General features: G+C 53.7%; 11 protein-coding genes. 3 read left to right on the top strand and 8 right to left on the bottom strand.

The window, feature by feature from the left end; translation table 11 throughout:
• The first annotated feature begins 93 nt into the window (after nucleotides 1–93).
• Nucleotides 94–1,956, top strand: a complete 1,863-nt coding sequence (locus NSS64_RS30835) for an LTA synthase family protein (protein WP_445667822.1) — start codon at nucleotides 94–96, stop codon at nucleotides 1,954–1,956.
• A gap of 436 nt (nucleotides 1,957–2,392) precedes the next feature.
• Here NSS64_RS30835 and NSS64_RS30830 read toward each other — a convergent pair whose 3' ends face one another.
• Nucleotides 2,393–2,824 carry a MarR family winged helix-turn-helix transcriptional regulator gene (locus NSS64_RS30830; RefSeq protein ID WP_340946436.1) on the bottom strand — a complete coding sequence of 144 codons (432 nt, stop codon included), beginning with the start codon at nucleotides 2,822–2,824 and terminating at the stop codon, nucleotides 2,393–2,395.
• A 249-nt stretch (nucleotides 2,825–3,073) separates the two neighbouring features.
• Here NSS64_RS30830 and NSS64_RS30825 point away from each other — a divergent pair, with 249 nt between their 5' ends.
• Nucleotides 3,074–4,768, top strand: a complete 1,695-nt coding sequence (locus NSS64_RS30825; protein WP_340946434.1) for a methyl-accepting chemotaxis protein — start codon at nucleotides 3,074–3,076, stop codon at nucleotides 4,766–4,768.
• Between the two features lie 99 nt (nucleotides 4,769–4,867).
• Here the strand turns inward: NSS64_RS30825 and NSS64_RS30820 are convergent, their stop codons facing one another.
• The 5 genes from NSS64_RS30820 to NSS64_RS30800 form a co-directional block, all read right to left on the bottom strand.
• Nucleotides 4,868–6,877 (bottom strand): putative bifunctional diguanylate cyclase/phosphodiesterase, encoded by a 2,010-nt coding sequence (locus tag NSS64_RS30820; RefSeq protein WP_341142611.1) that lies wholly within the window; start codon nucleotides 6,875–6,877, stop codon nucleotides 4,868–4,870.
• 225 nt (nucleotides 6,878–7,102) lie between these two features.
• Nucleotides 7,103–8,767: a hypothetical protein gene (locus tag NSS64_RS30815; protein ID WP_341142610.1), complete on the bottom strand. Its 1,665-nt coding sequence runs from the start codon at nucleotides 8,765–8,767 to the stop codon at nucleotides 7,103–7,105.
• A complete protein-coding gene (locus NSS64_RS30810; protein WP_076080960.1) occupies nucleotides 8,760–9,560 on the bottom strand; it encodes an ABC transporter ATP-binding protein in 801 nt (266 codons plus the stop codon). The genes NSS64_RS30815 and NSS64_RS30810 overlap by 8 nt, the downstream gene beginning before the upstream one ends.
• 195 nt (nucleotides 9,561–9,755) lie before the next feature.
• The gene (locus tag NSS64_RS30805) at nucleotides 9,756–13,505 is read right to left on the bottom strand and encodes an S-layer homology domain-containing protein (protein ID WP_341142609.1); all 3,750 of its coding nucleotides are present in this window, start codon (nucleotides 13,503–13,505) and stop codon (nucleotides 9,756–9,758) included.
• A 70-nt stretch (nucleotides 13,506–13,575) separates the two neighbouring features.
• Complete coding sequence (locus NSS64_RS30800; RefSeq protein WP_341142608.1) at nucleotides 13,576–14,379, bottom strand: hypothetical protein; 804 nt, start codon at nucleotides 14,377–14,379, stop codon at nucleotides 13,576–13,578.
• Nucleotides 14,380–14,709: 330 nt separating this feature from the next.
• Here NSS64_RS30800 and NSS64_RS30795 point away from each other — a divergent pair, with 330 nt between their 5' ends.
• Nucleotides 14,710–16,080: a dicarboxylate/amino acid:cation symporter gene (locus NSS64_RS30795; RefSeq protein WP_341142607.1), complete on the top strand. Its 1,371-nt coding sequence runs from the start codon at nucleotides 14,710–14,712 to the stop codon at nucleotides 16,078–16,080.
• A 108-nt stretch (nucleotides 16,081–16,188) separates the two neighbouring features.
• On the opposite strand, the gene NSS64_RS30790 is transcribed toward NSS64_RS30795, so the two are convergent.
• Together NSS64_RS30790 and NSS64_RS30785 are read right to left on the bottom strand one after the other, a co-directional pair.
• Nucleotides 16,189–17,184, bottom strand: a complete 996-nt coding sequence (locus NSS64_RS30790; RefSeq protein ID WP_341142606.1) for a Gfo/Idh/MocA family protein — start codon at nucleotides 17,182–17,184, stop codon at nucleotides 16,189–16,191.
• A gap of 14 nt (nucleotides 17,185–17,198) precedes the next feature.
• On the bottom strand, nucleotides 17,199–18,152 hold the full coding sequence (locus NSS64_RS30785; protein WP_340751150.1) for a 1,4-dihydroxy-2-naphthoate polyprenyltransferase: 954 nt from the start codon (nucleotides 18,150–18,152) through the stop codon (nucleotides 17,199–17,201).
• Between the last annotated feature and the right edge of the window lie 17 nt (nucleotides 18,153–18,169).

The following is an 18,169-nucleotide window of genomic DNA, read 5'->3' as shown; positions in this document are numbered from 1 at the left end:
TAAGTTCTATTGATAATGGTATTCTTATGTCCTCATGCTGCTGTTTCCTATCACCCGGGAAACCTGTTCATTCTTCAGAAAGAAGGCGAAGCTGTGTCATCCCAAACTGTGAAACGCTGGCTCCTTAAGCCATTTGTGTTCTTTTCCATTCTTTTTCTGTTCAAAAGCCTGCTGGCCTGGGGTGTAATCTTTGATGATTTGCAATTCTGGAAATCCGTATTGACGGAGCTGCCCTTTGTCTGGGCCCTGTTTTTCCTGATTGAGCGCTTTGCTTCCAGACGGAAGCTCGGCTATTACATGACGGTCAATCTGCTGGTTACCGCGATCTTTTTTGCCGCCATTATGTACTTCAAATATTACGGGGTCATTGTCACTTACCATGCCGCCGAGCAGGTGAACCAGGTCACTGCCGTCAAGAACAGCGTGTTCTCATTGATGGACCCTTATTATCTGCTGATCTTCACCGATATTATCGTGCTGGGCTTCTACTTCTTCATTAACAAGAACGGACGCAATTATAAAAAAGACCAGATCAACCGGCGCAGTGGCCGGACGCTGCATGTCGTACTGTTCGCGGTCTCGCTCGGACTCTGCCTGTTCAATATTCTTCCGAATAAGGCGAGCATGAATGAGATCAAGAAGGCCCAGGAGATGGGCATCCTTAATTATGAAGCATACACGATCTTTGCCAAAGATAAAACCGAGCTGGTCCAGGCCAGTGAAATCACACAGGGCACGATTAATCAGCTCAAGGGCATCGACCCTTCAGCAGTCTCGGCTTATGCCGGTGCCGCCAAGGGCAAGAATCTGATTGTGATCCAGCTGGAGTCCTTCCAGAACTTCCTGCTTGGTCTGAAGGTAGACGGCCAGGAGATTACCCCTAACCTGAACCGCCTGATGGAGGAGAGCCTGTACTTCACGAACTTCTATCAGATGGTCGGCCAGGGCAACACCTCCGATGCGGAATTCGTGGTCAATTCGTCCTTCTATATTCCTCCGCAGGGTGCGGCTACCATGTCTTATATCGACAAGCAGCTGCCGAGTCTCCCCCGTCTGCTGGGAGACAACGGCTATCAGACGGCCACGTTCCACACCAATGTAGTGGAATTCTGGAACCGGGGTGAGCTATACAAAGCCCTCGGCTGGCAGAAATATTACGATCACCAGTTCTTCGGTGACGAGGATGCCTTCTTCTTCGGCGCTTCCGATGAGGTGCTCTACCGCAAATCCTCGGAGAAGCTGAAGGAAATGAGCGATGCGGGCCAGCCGTTCTATGCCCAGGTCATCTCCATGTCGGCGCATCACCCGTTCACTATTCCTGAAGAAAAGCACAAGATGAAGCTTCCTGAGCGGTATGAAGGAACCTTTGTCGGCGATTATGTCCGGTCCCAGAACTATGCGGACTATGCCTTCGGACAGTTTGTAGATGAACTGAAGGACAGCGGATTATGGGAGAACAGTCTGGTTATGGTCTACGGCGACCATATGGGACTGCCGATCTATTCGCTGGATCATGACGACAAGCAGTTAATGAAGGAAATCTACGGATATGATTACAGCTACGCCAATATGCTCAACATTCCGCTGCTTATCCATGGCGAAGGAATTGCTCCGCAGAAGCTTGCGCAGGTAGGCGGAGAAGTCGATATTATGCCTACAGCTGCCAGCCTGCTGGGGGTATCCATGGATAACAACATTCATTTCGGCCAGGATCTGCTCAGCCAGTCCTACAATCTGCTGCCGCAGCGGTATTATCTGCCTACCGGCTCCTTCATCTCCAGCTCTGCCCTGCTGATTCCGGGCAACAGCTTCGAGGATAATACCCAATATCCGCTGGCGACCGGAGGTACTGCTCCGTCCGGCAACGAGGATGAATACAACCGCGCTCTGCGGCTGCGCCAGCTGTCTGACAGCTACGTTACACAATTGCCGGACAAAGAACCTGCCGCAGAATAGCCAGTTTTGGGGTAAGCTTGGCCTTACCCCAAAACTGGCTTATCTTTTAAAAAAATCATCCTAACGGGTGATTAGGACTACCTTCGCTCGAGCACAATGTATGCTGTTTTTCACATACATCTGGTCCATATGCCTGCTTGCGAGCACAATGTATGCTGTTTTTCACATACATCTGGTCCATATGCCTGCTTGCGAGCACAATGTATGCTGTTTTTCACATACATCTGGTCCATATGCCTGCTTGCGAGCACAATGTATGCTGTTTTCCACATACACTTGGTCCATATACCGCTGTATCAGCCCAATGGATTCCATTTTAAGTAAAATAACAAGTAAGGGTAAGCTTGGGCTTACCCCAAAGCATATAAAATCTTTCAAGACACGAAGCAGCGCCTCTCCGTAACGGGAGAAGCGCTGCCTCTTTGTGATGCTTATGTTAACGCTCCTGATTCTCCAGCATGAGATAATAATCCGCGAAGTTCTCCAGCTCTGCCGGCTCCAGAATGGCCAAATGCTCTTCCAGCAGCAGCAGTGACCGGCGCTGTGCTTCTTCCAGCACCTCTTGTCCCTTGCCGGTGATCGTGACGATTACCGCTCTGCGGTCATTCTCGTCCGTCACGCGGGCGATCAGCTCCAGCAGCTCCAGCCGGTCCAGCATGACAGTGACTGCACTGGACTTCACCTCCATCTTGTCCGCCAGCTGAATCACCCGTGCCTGCTGCTCCTGAAAGATCATATGCAGCAGCCCGAATTGCGGCACAGTCAAGCCCAATTCCTTATGCAATGACATCTGCGACATGATTCTGCGCTGAACCTTCCACATGGATAATCCCACACGTTCGATCAAAGGATTGATTTCTTGCGACATTCCTTCAGCTCCCAGTCCGTTTGTTCTGCTTCAAGCGTACCATTATACGGGTCCGGCAACAATATTTTTTGAATTTAAGATAGGATTCAGCGCCTATTTTCAATGATTTTTTATACATAATCCATCATTTTCCGACACAAAAATTCTTTTTTTCTGACGTCTGCTCAAACCGCAGCGTATGCGCTATAATCGTAGCAGTGAACCCATAATTCACTTAATCTTTTAGAGTCAGGGCTGGTGATATTTGTTATGAAATTGGCAACAAAATTAACATGGATGATGCTGATTGTATTGCTGCTGGTTGGTTCATCCATAGGCTTCTTCGGTTATCATGCGGCCTACAAGCAGATCGATGAAGCTGCAGGCATTGAATTGGTAGGCTGCGCGAATATCACTACCGGCCTTATTGATCCTGCCGACATAACCGCTCTGGCTGCCGGGGATTCCAGCAAGCTGACCGCGATTGAAGACCGCATCGGATGGATCAGTGATCACAAGCCTATTTTCAAAGAAGCCTTCATTCTATCACTGGACGGCAAGGTGCTGGCCGCTGACCAAAACTTCAAAAAACGCGGATACAAAGCTGGAGATTCCTTCTACTTCTCAGATGAAGATAAACAAATGATTATCAAGATGAAGCACTCCGCCTACTCGAAGGTGTATACATATCAGGGCACCTCCCTCAAAACCGGCTACGGCCCCATCTATCAGGACCATGACCCTACCAAACCCATCATTGCATTAATGGCGATTAACTTCGACGGCCCCTTAATTCAATCCCGGACCATGGATATCATCACCCAGCCCTTCCTGATCGGCAGCTCCATTCTGATTATTGCGATTCTTGCCGCCTATCTGCTGATCCGCCGGATGGTCAGCCCGCTCACCAAGCTGTCTGCATCCGTGAATACGGTAGCCCAAGGCGATCTGACCCGGGAACCGCTGCTCTTCACAGCCAAGGACGAGATCGGCGAGCTTGCCCGCGACTTCAATGCGATGACTCTGAATCTGCGCAACCTGATTACACAGGTCAATGATACGTCCATGCTGGTTGCCTCCTCTTCCCAGGAGCTGTCCGCCAGTGCCCAGGAGACCAACCGCGCCGGAGAGCATAGTGTTAATGTCACCCTGGATCTCGCCGACGGGGCGCATACCCAGCTGCAGAATCTGGAGGGCAGCTTCAAGGCCGTACAGGATATGTCGCATTTCATTACCGAGATTGCAGGCAATGCCGACAGCGCAATGAACCAGGCCGCCATCAACTCCCAGAAGGCCCGGACGGGCCGGGAATCTATGGACTCGACCACCTCCCAGATGGCCATTGTGGGCGCAAGCATCTCGGATCTATCCGGTATTATCGAGACGCTGGGCAGCCATTCCAAAGAGATTGAGAATATTGTCGGCACTATTGCCAGTATTGCCGAGGAGACGAATCTGTTATCCCTCAATGCGGCGATTGAAGCCGCACGGGCCGGAGAAGAGGGCCGCGGCTTCGCCGTTGTGGCAGGCTCTGTACGCAAGCTGGCTGAACGTTCGGCCGGATCTGCCCGCCAGATCGGTGAGCTGGTCAGTCTGATTGTCCAGCAGATGGACAAGGCCGGAGAGACCATGAAGCACTCCACGGAAGAGATGCATCACGGCAAAGAGATGATTATAGCGGCCGGCCATTCCTTCTCCGAGATTGAGTCATCCGTCTCCGATATGTCTGCACATAGCCAGCAGATCTCAGCCACTGTGCGTGAGCTGGCCCTGCTCTCTGACGGACTTGTCGCTTCGATCCAGAAGATCGTAGCGGTCTCCAATCAGACGGCCGAGGGCGCGGAGACCTTGTCCGCCTCGTCTCAAGAGCAGCTTGCCGCCATGCAGGAGGTCGAATCCTCCGCCGCATTCCTCTCCTCCCTGGCAGAGAAGCTGCAGGTATTGGTCGAGAATTTCAAAATCTAGACCGGAGCTTTATATATTATTCATGAAAAAGGCTGCCCTGATGTGGAACAACCCTCCACGTCCAGGACAGCCCTTTTTGTGCAACAGCAATCAGATACATTATGCCGTATTCTCAATGAACCATTGGCCCAATTCGTTTACCGGCATCGGACGCCCGTAGTAGAAGCCCTGCATCACCCGGCAGCCCAGCGATTGCAGCAGCTCAATCTGCTCCGTAGTCTCCACGCCCTCCGCCACAACCTCCATGTTCAGATTGCTGGCAATGGCAATGATGTTGCTGATGATCGCTTTCTTGGAATGCATCTTACTCTTGCGGATGAAGACCTGATCAATCTTCAGGGTATTCACTGGAATCTCATCCAGATTGCCAAGCGAAGAGAAACCGGTTCCGAAATCATCCAATGACACCCGCACACCGAGATCCCGCAGCTTGGAGAGCTGGGCTACCGTCTCTTCCATATTGTTCATCGCAATCGACTCGGTAATCTCCAGTTCAAGGAAATGCGGCGCAAGGCCCGAACGCGACAATGCCTCTTCCACTACCTCATACAGGCTTCCGCCTTCAAACATCCGCGCCGACATATTAATTGAGACCGCTACACTGGCAACCTTCGCCTGATGCCAGAGCATATTCTGTCCGCACACCTCATGCAGCATCCAGTATGTAATAGGGACAATCAGGCCGGTCTCCTCGGCGATCGGAATGAACTCTCCCGGAGAGATGACGCCATGCTCCGGATGTCTCCAGCGCAGCAGCGCTTCAAGCCCCACGGTGACATTCAGCAGCGAATCCCATTTGGGCTGGTAGACCACCATGAATTCCGAGCGGGCCAGCGCCTTGCGCAGATCCTTCTCAAGTGACATCCGCCGGACCTGATGACGGTTCATCTCCAGATCGAACACACTGAATTTATTCTTGCCCGAATCCTTGGAGGTATAGAGCGCCGTATCGGCTGCCTTCATTAGCGCCGAACGGTCGGTGCCGTGCGCCGGAGTCATGCTGATTCCCACACTCGCAGTTACGTACAATTCGTTACCTTCAATGCTGTAAGACTTCTTGAGCTCCTGGAGGATATGCTGTGCTACTTCCTCTGCCGCCACGGCGGTGCAATCCGGCAGCGCAATCAGGAATTCATCCCCGCCAAGCCGGAACACCTTCCCCTTCCCATCCACGCAGCAGGTCAGCCTCGCAGATACATCCCGCAGCAGCAAGTCGCCAATATCATGGCCCAGCGTATCATTAATCGATTTGAAGCGGTCCAGGTCAACAAAAAACACGGCGCCGGACACCCCGCCGAAGAAATCATCCTTGAAGTAGCGCTCCAGACCATGCCGGTTCGGCAGCTCGGTGAGCGGGTCATGATAGGCCATGCGCTCCAATACATCCCTGTCCAGAAACACAGTCCCGCCGGAGACTGCCAGCACGAACAGGGTAACCAGTGAAATCCCTGTCAGCAGAACCACATCGGTCTCCATCAGCATCGGGGCGGGCGCCTGCCAGCTGTAACTATGCAGGTCGCTTGCTCTCAGACTCGTATAATGCATACCGGTAACCGCCAGGGCGATGAATAGAGCCGAATACAGCTTCCAGCGGTTGAAGCCTGTATGATCCTTGAATCTGCGGAACATCAGAACTCCGATGTAGGAAGCGGCAAGGGCAATCAGTACCGATACAGCCTGATCCATTGCCCTGTAATGAATCTTGGCCTCCATCTCCATCGAGGACATTCCGGCATAATGCATGAACGATATGCCGCTGCCGAGTATGCCGCTGCCCGCGAGAAGCCGCCAGCTTCTCTGGCGGGGAGCCGTAACCAGCTGAAGGGTTGCATAGCAGGAGGACATAATAATAAGCAGGGACACGCCAGCCATCACCGGATGGTAGCTGGCCTTGAACGGCAGGCGGCTGGCCATAATGCCGACAAAATGCATGGCCCAGATCCCGCCGCCAAGGACACAGGCACCCGAGAGCAGCCAGAGACGTCTGACCCGGCCCGCGGAATGGGAAACCTGCGAAATCAGATTAAGCGCGGAGTACGCTGCTGCGGCAGCTAGCGCATAGGATAGTAAAACGATCCAGATATTATAGTGGATTCCCATTTGATCCATAGTTGACCTCTTCACTGGTTATAGTATCAGCGTCGTTTCAGGGTCTATCTTAAGTTATAAATCAATATACGAATAGCGGATAAATGGAAGAGTATATAATGATTGCAGGTATTCTCTGAAAACTAACTTTAGCTGTATTTTACCTTGTATTCACCGGGCTGTCTAAGTAAATAATGGAACTTGGACCCTTTTTTGAACGCCGGCAAAAATTGTCCATATTTGTCCTCAGCCGCCTGCGCGAAGGGTTGGAAATCCGTTGTCCCGGGAGGTGTCCGGCAGGAACGCCCTGCGCCAGATCCAGGCATTAGCAGCTACCAGAATTACCATGTAGATGTATATTCCTGCAGGAATCAGAGTGAAGACATAGTGCACTCCGGCCAGCCCCCCAAGAATGAACAATTGTACAAAAGCACTGCCGGTGAATTCCTTCCGCTGCGCCGCCTCGTACTTCTCCGAGAACGGGAGCGCCTTCGGGAACGTAAGGAAGCAAATCACGGCATACAGCAGCAGAGCCAGCAGGACGACTGCCATATCTGCAATAATCCAGGAGCCCAAGAGAGCGATGAACACTGCCGCCTCCAGCAGAAAGAGCGGCACCAGCAGCTTCACGACCGCTGCCTTCAGCATTCCCCGGTAGACCAGCCCCTTGCCCGGTAAAGGAATCACCTGATAGATCCATGCCCCCTTATAGCTGGCCGAGTAACGGACCATCTGCACGACTGTCATCAGCAGCAGCGCGCTGTAATAGATAAACAGGAAGGACTTGGAGCTTCTGATCCCGGCCAGATCGCCGCTCCACACCTGATTGAAGATGAAGATAAAGGGAAAGATCAGCGAGAAGCCGATGGTCGGATATACCCGGAGCTTGAACTCGCGTTCATTCTTCATCATCGACCAGGTGAAGCGGAAGAACATGGCCTCCGCTTTGTTCCGGCACACGGTCTCGGACAGCACACGGGCAAGCCGTCCGCTATCCCGGCCCTCTGCGCCATGCTCAGCCAGCTTCTGAAGGCTGCGTTCAAATACCGGCATCAGCCGGATGTAGGCGGCGAACATCACGGCAGGCACCACCACAGAGAGCGCTGTCAGAATAATCACGGACCGGCTTCCTGTTCCTCCGCCCAGCAGCTCGAACGGCGCCCCGAACCAGACCGGAGCCAGCAGGAAATGCCACCAGGCGGGAGTGAAATCCAGCCCCAGCTCCGATAGATTGAACATCCTGCTAACCAGCTGCGCGCCGACAGTTACCCCCACAGACAGGATAATCTGAACATAGTTGATGATGTCCTTGAGCTTTTCCCCGTCAAAGAACCTCAGGATCAGCAGATAGATTAGCGCAGTGAACACCAGGATGAAGCCGTCCATCAGCAGAATCTCAGCTGCGTACATGAAGAAGAAGCCCGGCCCGTGCCGGAATAGAGAGAACAGCAGTGAGGGTCCGGTGAAGGTCAGTGTTAGGGTCAGCAGATAGATCAGAATATGTAAGCTCTTGGCCATGTTCAGTGTGCGGCGGTCCACCGGCTTGGAGAAGAGGATGTTCTTGTCGCGCAAATCCAGCATCACGGTCGAGAAATCGGAGATCAGCGTCGTGGTGATCAGGAACATCACGATACTGAACAGCAGACTCATCATCAGGATATGGTGGTCTCTAGGCGCAACCATAGCGATCAGCATCAGCCCCAGCAGCAGATAGAGCCACTGGACTCTGAAGGGGGAGCCCTCCATCTCCAGCTTGGAATTCTGCGACCCGGAGAACAGGGTAGGTGTCCGTCTGCCATCCATCGTCAGCTTGACCTGAAGAATGCGGCGCATGAGCGCATAATCGGCTCCCAGGCTCTTAAAGATCCACTGTACCCGGTCAAGCAGCTTCAGAATCAGGAATTCATTCATGCCCCGCACCCTCGCCTATCACAGCCACGAACTCGCTTGCAATATCCCTGTATTGATCGAACCCGGTCAGCTGATTGAAAATCTCCTCCAGTGACCCCTCCCGGCTCTGCTCCCGCAGCTGCGTGAAGGTTCCGTCCGCGACAATATCGCCTCCGTCCAGCAGGATGATCCGGCTGCTGATTCTCTCGACCACATCCATAATATGTGAGGAATAAAAGATGGTCTTGCCCCTGGCGGCAAGCGTGGCGAAGATCTCCTTGACCACCATGACACTATTGGCATCCAGCCCGCTGAGCGGCTCATCCAGGAACAGAATATCCGGGTCATGCAGCATGCTGGCAATCAGCAGCACCTTCTGCTTCATCCCCTTGGAGTAGGAGGCAATCCGCATATCATAGGCCTTCTCCATTCCCAGCAGCCCCATCAGCTTCCGCGCCTTGTCATCGGCATCCGCCTGCTTCAGTCCGTACAGCTCACCGGTGAAGGTCAGATACTCCCGCGCTGTCAGGCTGTCATACAGCTCTGCTACCTCAGGCACGTAACCGATTCTTTTTTTGTAAGCCGTATCCCCGTCCGAGATATCCCTGCCAAAAATCCGTATGGTCCCGTTGTAACCCTCCACCAGACCGAGCATAATCTTGACTGTCGTGCTTTTACCGGCCCCATTGGGTCCGATATATCCGATAATCTGCCCGCGGTATACCTTCAGATCAATCCCCCGCAGCACCATCCGGTCACTATAATTCATCCACAAGCCCTCAATTGAAATCACCGGCTCTTCAGTTAAGCCCATTGACGTCTCTCTCCCTTCGGTAAGCACACTCTTCCTTCATGCAACAGAAAGTACCATTCACCCTATTCTAGCAAATTTTAGCACTTGATTCCTGTGATTTATTGCAGCGTGATTTCTGCATAGACCCGAAAACAGCAAAAAGAGCAGCCCTTAGGCTACTCTTGATGAACTTGCTATGCTACTGGGGAAGCGGTGCTATTGCGCCAACAGATTATAGATAACCTGGGCCGCCTGTGCTCTCGTGGACAGCTCCTGCGGGTATAATCTTCCATTATCCCCCTTGATCACTCCGTGTTCCGCAAGAGCCTGCAGGGCTTCTTGTGCGTATCCGGCAATCTGAGTTGTATCGCTGTAAGCGGATATTGCTGAGCCTGCGGACTTCCAGGGAAGCTCGCCCAGCGTATTCAGTGCGCGGTACAGCAAGGTGAACAGCTCCTGCCGTGTAATCTGCCGGTCCGGCTTGAACTGGTTATCCCCGGAGCCGGAGGCAATCCCCAGCTTCTTGGCAGCCGCCAGATAAGAGGTGTAATAAGTAGCCCCCGCATCGGTAAAGTTGGCGGCTCCTTCATTCTCTGGCGCTATTCCATAAGCCTTGAGCAGCAGAACAATGAATTGGCCTCTGGTTACAGCGGCATTCGGACTGTAATTGTTGTCTTCCGTGCCGGAGGTTATTCCTCTGGCTGCCAGGAAGCTCACTGCGTTGTTATACCAGGCACTCTCCGGCACATCGGTAAAGCTCACTTTGTTATACCCGACAATGTACTGGGAGAAATGCGGGGTAACGAAATTCACACTGGCCGACGCCTGGCTATACCCGCCGCGAATCGTTTCCAGGCTGCCGGATTCTGTAATATGATAGATGACCAGGGAATCGGCGTCTTCGGCTGCCGTCAGGGTGTAGGGCACACTAATACTGGCTTTACCACCGCCGAACGCCTTAATCTCACTGTCACCTGCGGTCAGTGACAGATCATAGACCGGCCGGTTGCCGAGTACCGCCTGTCCTTCTTCGTTCAGCGATACCTTAGCAATCCGGATATGAATATTCCCAGGGTCTGCCGCTCCGCTGATGCTGGCTACGGACCGGGCATCGAGTGTAATGGTTCCCACATTCAGATAGTTCACTTTAATCTCTGCCTTCGTCCCTGAGGCCAAAGCATTGAACGCACTTCTTGGCAAAATCAGCTCTGCGGTCTGCGTATCTGTCTTAGTCTCCACCTTAATCTCCAGGATAGCTTTTTTACCGGCAGCTTCAGCCTTGATGAGGCTCTCCACCAGTCGGGAGAGCGTATCCGCTGTAAGGGACGCCGTAGTTACTCCGGTAGTGTCATCGGTAGTGGCCGAAGCCGTTGACGATACTATCACCGTCTCCCCTTCTGTTGTCGTAACAGGCTCACTGCTGACGGGTGCGGCCGGTGCTGATCCTGGCACGGTTCCTGGCGGTGTACTGCCGGATGATGCCGGAGGATTGCCGCCGGAAGCCGGTACATACTCAGGCACAATGACGCTGGCCGCCGCCCCCGCCTTATAGCCTTCTTTGGCTGAATATCGGACGTCATACGTACCCGGAACCAGACCGGTGATCTCCGGGCCTGTTGCATACACGTAGCTCGTAGCCGTAGACAGCTTATATTCCTGCGCTGCTGTGGTACCGGTAATCCGGCCGTCCTTATTCGCTGCAGATGTTGGAGCAATCCCGGCCAGTCCCGTTGGGGCTGCCTGCTCAGCTGTATAAGCCGGCACGGTTACATCCGCAGCGCGCCCCGCCTTATAGCCTTCTTTGGCTGCAAATCTTACATTGTATACACCCGGCACGAGTCCGGTAATCTCACCATCCGTCGCATAGACATAATCTGTGACTGTGGAGAGCTTGAACTCTAGTAGCGTGGTGGTGCCTGTGATCCGTCCATCCTTATTCTCGGGAGTGGTCGGTGCAATGCCTGCCAGTCCGGTCGGCGCCGCCTGCTCCCCGTAGGCAGGAACCTCAACCTCGGTTGCCGGGCTGGCGCTATAGCCTTCTCTGGCAGGATATCTCACCAGATAGATCCCCGGGGTCAGTCCAGTGATCAACGAACCTTCTACTTTGAGGTATTCAGCGCCTTCAGCCAGCTTATATTCCTGTCCGGCCACCGTCCCTGTAATTTGCCCGTCAATATTCTCCTCTGTAGTAGGAGCTACCCCCGTCAATCCGGAAGGTGCCGCCTGGGACTCAATATATTCCGGCACCACTACCTTCACTGGAGCTCCTGCCGGGTAAGAGATGGCTACTGCACCGCCAGTGGACGTAATCGGCCCCTGATACCCCGGCTTGGAGGCGTAGCGGACAGTGTAGGTTCCCGGAGCGAGTCCGGTAATTGCGTCACCTGTTACAGGGGTGTATGCAGTTTCCCCCTCCCTTGTGTACTCCAATGCTCTGTTTGCTGTGCCTGCAATCTGCCCGTCAGTACCTCCGGCCGCAGCCGGGGCTATTCCTGTCAATCCGCCCGGCACGCTCTCCAGTCTCGAATACAGAGCCGACAACGCCGCAACGGTATTGGAATATCGGACGCCGGCCGGATACACGCCAGGATATCTGGTATCCACATAACCCGGCTGAATGTTCGTCCAGGAGTACATCAGCTCCACATGTCCCAGGATCGGAGCGCTATTCCCGGCTTCATCCTTATTATTCTTGCTGTAAGTGAACAGATACGGAACCTGAAGCCGGTCGCCGTTGATCTTGACGCCGCTCGCATCGATATAGCTGATGACGGAAGGCTTTGCCGCCGTATTGTTCTCTGTCTTGATGTTGGTCAGATAGGTGTTAACCAGATCGACATACAGGTTCGCATAGGGATGTCCTGTTAGCCGGATCTGCAGCTCTTCATTGCCGTGCGGATTGGCCGGATAGGTACCGCCGCTGTTATTATCCGGTTCGGCGACAGTCACCCCGGCATCCAGCTTGGTGTCAAAGAAATATATTTTGTCCACCTGATATTTTCTGGCATATTCGTTAATGTATTTGATGACCGCTTGCGTATTCGGGCACCAGGACCCGCCGAACAGAACCGCATAATTCCCGTCACTGGCCAAAATCTGCTTGAGCTGATGGTAGGTAACATGCTCATAGACAAGACTGCCGTCCCCTTCCGTGAAGATTGCCGGCTTCCCCGGATTCTCCCCCAGATAGTTCTTATTGAAGGCCGCCTTGATATAAGCTGACTCATCAATCGTGTTAAAGGAAGGCACCGAACGGAATACAGGCTCCAGCAGGGCTTTGTAATCCGCGACCTTAACAGGGTCCAGCTTTCCGCCAGTCTGGAAATCACTCCAGGACCTGCTCTCGTTCAGATAAGATACGATAGGGGCACTGTTGCCCTGGCTGTCTCTATGATCCTTGTTGTATACGAACAGAAAAGGCGCTTCAAGCTTGTTCGCAGTAATAACGGCTCCCGCTTTGTTTACGTAGCTCACATTATGCTCGGGAATGCTTTTGTCGTACAAGGCAAGATTCTTCAAGTACTTATTGACCAGATCCACGTATTTATATGCATACTTATTATTGCTGTCAGCAATATCCAGGCTATCTCCATCCAGCTTCGTATCAAAATTATAAATGGTGGATATACCGTACGCCTTGGCAGCCTCATTAATAAAGCCTATCTCTGCCTGAGTATTCTCACTCCACGCTCCGCCCACCAGCACAGCGTAATTCCCTTCGCTCTCAAACAGATGGACGATGTCCTCATACGTCGCTGTCTTGAACACATGTTTCTCGTCCTTCAAATTGCTGTAGACATTGTTGAAATAATTATAATGGCTTACACTGCCCCCGGCAGCAGCCTGAACGAAGGCTTCCGTTTCCGGCACGGCCTGGTCTGCTGTTGCCTGGCGAACCGGGAGAACAAATAGAGAGGCTGCCAGCAGCAGCGGAACTATCTTTTTGAGCTTAATCAGTTTTGTCATTATGTGCACCTCGACTCGGATTGGGGTATGGTCTGTAACGGCCAGCGGACTTCAGAAGCAGGCTTGCCCGTCATGGGCAAACCTCTTCTGTGGCTGCCGGAGCCGGAGCAGCCTCCGCAGGGGCAGCTTCTGCCGGTGCAGGCGCAGGAGCGCTTACCGGTTGCTGCGGTGCAGCATTAGCTGTGTTAGCCGAAGAAGCAGGGGCTGCAGTAGCTTTGGCTTTGACCACCTCGGTTGTGGAGAAGGTAACCGCCTTGGCTGGAGCCTGTGTCGCAGCAGGGGCCTGTGTTACAGCAGGCGCTGCGGCAACCACCGGCTGTTGCGTGGCGGTAACAGCAGCCGGAGCGGCCGTAGGAACCGCTGCAACGGCTGCTTTAGGAGCAGGGGTGCTGATTACAGGAGCTGCTGTTGGAACGGCAGCTTGCGGTTTGGCGCCGGCAGCCTGCACTTGAGGGGCTTGAACGGCAGGGGCGGGGGTAGCCTTCGGCTGGGCCGCCGTCTTGTTCAATGCTGCGGCATCCTTCGGCTCTGCTGAAGCTGCGGCGGCTGGAGCCGCCACGGCAGGGGCTGCGCTGGCCTTCGTCTGCACGGCAGCAACCACAGCCGGTACTGCTGATGCCTCAGGCTGGACTGCTGCGGTCTGAGCCGCCTCAGCCGGAGGTGCTTCGGTCTGCACCGCTACAGCGGAAGAGCTCTCAGCAGGCTGGGCCGTCTGCACGGGTGCTACCGGTGGCTGGCTTGCCGCTGCGGCAGCGGCGGCCTTCTCCTGAACCGGCTCAGCCTCCGCTGTTTTTTTCGTAGCGGATACGGCGGCAAAGGTCAATGCCGAGAAGACCACCGCTGCGGCAATAACGGATACCGTAAGCTTTTTCATAGATGAACCATTCCTTTCACTTCGCCCTAGGCTGATAGTTGGCATTGCCGATTAGAGGACAACAGAACGCAAAAAGAGATTCAACAGCACGCATGATTATGCGCTTCTGTTGAATCTCTGGCGGTCCAGTCGATCCCTAAATGGCTTGCAGATAAGTTCCATATTATTCATCCTGCCATCCTTTGTCAATCACCAATTTATTTATCACATCTGTTTTATCGGATTTAAAGTTAATTGACATATTCATACATTGACATTCATAAAATTACCATATACATTTAAACCCATAATTCCGACCAAAAAACTATTATTAGGAGGCTTTATAGCAGCATGAATAATATCGACAACAATCTATTAACCGCCATTGAGACGAATTGGCATGGCTTTGTGGTCTCTATTATCGTATTCGGTATCCTTTATTTCCTGGCCCGCAAGAGAATCGGCTTCGGCACCCGTGTTCTGGCAGGGCTGGGCATCGGACTGATTGCAGGAATATTTTTTCAATATTTCACGTTGGAGACCAAGGCCATCAGCACCTTCGGCAGCATCTATGTCAGTCTGATCCGTATGCTTGTTGTGCCGCTGGTGTTCATTCTGGTATTGAACAGCATCTCTTCCTTAACTAACCTTGAATACCTGCGCAAAATCGGAATTAAAACCTTCGCCTGGTTCCTAGGCACCACCGGTGTTGCCTCCATCATCGGTCTGTCTGTAGCTCTGCTGTTCAACCCGGGCAAAGGCATCCAGCAGACCGTTCCCGAGGACTTCACCGCCCGCGAAATTCCCACCTTCTCACAGGTGATCCTCGACCTTGTCCCTTCCAATCCCGTGAATGAAGCGGCTACCGGCAAGGTGGTGCCTCTGCTGATTTTTGCCATCTTCCTGGCTGTGGCCATTATTAAGGTCGGCTCCAAGAAGCCGGAGGCTGTGAAGCCTGTCCGCGATCTTATTGAATCCTTGACGACAGTGTTGCACCAAGTTGTAAAATTCGTCATCCGTCTGACGCCTTACGGCGTATTCGCATTGATTGCCGGAATCACGGCACGCTACGGCTGGGATACCCTCCAGGAGCTGGGCAGTGTCATCCTAACCTCTTACGCCGCACTGATTCTGCACTTTGTCCTGATCTTCGGCGGGCTGGTGCTGTTTGTGGCCAAGGTGAACCCTATCCGCTTCTTCCGCAAAATCTATCCGATGCTGACCGTTGCATTCACCACCAGAAGCAGCTACGCCACCCTGCCGGTGAATCTTGAGGTGATCACGAAACGTTTGCATGTCTCACCGCGCATTGCCAGCTTCGTGGCTCCGCTGGGCGCGTCCGTCAACTTCAATGGCTGCGGCGGCGTATGGCCGGCCATTGTGGCTGTGTTCACCGCTCAGGTCTACGGGATTCAGCTTACCGGAACCGACTATATCACGCTGGTATTGGTCAGCATCATCTCCTCTATTGGGGTAGCAGGAGTCCCCGGGCCGGCTGTAATCTCTACCACCGTTGTATTGACAGCGCTAGGCTTGCCGCTTGAGGGTATAGCCATCGTTGCAGGGGTGGAAGCCCTTATCGATATGGGCCGAACCGCAGTTAATGCTACCGGGACTACCGTAACAGCCCTGCTGGTGGCTAACTCAGAGGGCGAATTCGACCGCGAAGCCTTCAACCGTGGTGACAAAGACGAGGACGAGATTCTCCTGAACGCAATCTAAGCAAGCCCCCTCTCCTCTTCGTAAAAGCCATAAAGACGCAAAAAAGCAGCGATTCCTCCGTAACTGGAAGAATCGCTGCTTGGCGTTATTAACAGATGGAACAAATGATTACCCTAAGCAGATACGCTCACGCCTCCGGGCTGACTCCAGGCAGCTCTCGATCAGCCTCATATTCAGCAGCGGGTCCTCCTCCGCAATCCAGGGCTTGCCGCTGAAGACCGCCGTAGCGAAATGGTCGGCCTGCTGGACGTAAGGGTTGGCTCCGACGGCTTCGACACGCCGGGGCTCTCCGCCGCCGTATACGAAGAACTCCGCATCATCGAATCTCGCATTGAACGGCATCGGAATCTCGATCCGCCCCTGCGTACCGAGCACCTCCAGGAGCTGGCGGTTGTACGCCCACATCCCGCAATCGAAGATCAGGCTCTTCCCGCCGGGAAACTCCACTAGCCCGGAAGCTACCATATCTACATTGTCATGCTCCGGCGAGAACAGCGCGTGCACCGTTACCGCCTCCGGCTCTGTGCCGAACAGCAGCCGCGCCGCGGTGAGCGGATAGCAGCCGACATCATAGAGTGATCCGCCTCCCCAGGCAGCGTTGAAGCGGATGTTGGAGGTATCCGTAGCATCGTTGTAGGTGAACGTGCCGCGGATGGTACGCACCGCGCCGATCTCGCCGCTGGCGATAATCACCTGCAGCTCATTGATGCGCGGATGATGCCGGTACATGTAAGCCTCCGCCAGGTGAACGCCCGCCTTCCGGCAAGCCTCTACCATCTCGGCCGCTTCACGGCTGTTCAGCGCAATCGGCTTCTCGCATAGGATATGCTTACCCGCTTCCGCCGCGCGGATCACCCATTCGCAGTGGAGATGATTGGGAAGCGGAATGTAGACGGCATCCACCTCCGGGTCAGCAAGCAGCTCCTCATAGCTGCCGTAAGCCTGCTCAATGCCGAATTCGGCGGCTACGCTGCTGCTCTTCGTGAGCCCGCGGCTGGCCACCGCCCGGATCACTCCGGTCTCGGACTCCTGGATAGCCGGCATGACCGAGCCTGTAGCGATCTGCGCGCAGCCCATAATTCCCCAGCGAAGCTTCTCTGCCATCGTTATCACCTTCCTTATCTTAGTGTAACCCATATAACAGCTATACCCAGCACAAGGATTCTTGCCGCACTCATAAGCACGAAATTCTTCACCGCCAGGATGAAGGTCGTGCCTTTATGCTGCTCCTGATAGAAGCGTGCAATATTACGGCGCAGCGGAATCAGGGTCAGCAGGAGCAGCAGGACCAGGACCGGATGGACCCCGAGCAGCACCAGCACAATCAGATCGGCAAAAGACACATAATAGAGCAGCCTCCACAGCAGCAGCGCATTCTCCCGTCCGATGTACACCGGCAGCGTGTATCTGCGGTTCTCGATATCATCCTCGATGTCGCAGATATTGTTCGCCAGCATAATTCCGGCAATGCCCAGAATCGCCGGGACGGAGAACCAGAACAGATACAGCACCTCAAGGAAATTGATATGCAGGCTGATCCATTCCCCCTTCAGCAGCAGAGTGACCACCGCCTGATCCGAATGGATATAGGCCGAGATGAAAATAATGACGAACCCCATGAACAGCCCGGAGAACAGCTCGCCGAGCGGCATCCGCGAGATGGGGATCGGTCCGAAGGAGTACAGGATGCCGATCAGGAAGGAGAGTCCCCCGAGCAGGAATACCAGCAGTCCGGTCTGGAACACCAGAGCAATGCCCCCGCCTGCCGCCAGCACAAGGAGAATGACGATCAGCGCCACCACCGTAGACTCCTTCAGCTTGAAGCGGACAATCGGATTATGGGTCTCATACCCGTAGCCATGGGTTTTGGCGGCCTTTTTGAAATCATAATAGTTGTTGATCGCTGTTGTCGCCATATCAAAGCTTAAGAGGGACACCAGCATCAGCACGAAGCGCAGGATATAGAAATCCTCGAACCGGTACAGGGCATACAGCGTCCCCAGCAGCAGCGGGAGCATACTGGCCACCTTCGTCGGCAGCTCGACAAACTTGAAGAAAGTTCTTATATTCACAGCCATTCATCCTTATC

Origin of the sequence: Paenibacillus sp. FSL H8-0122 (assembly GCF_038005345.1) — a bacterium.
Taxonomy (GTDB): domain Bacteria; phylum Bacillota; class Bacilli; order Paenibacillales; family Paenibacillaceae; genus Paenibacillus_AQ.
The sequence above is the reverse complement of the archived record's forward strand: the minus strand, read 5'-3'. Positions and strand labels throughout refer to the sequence as shown.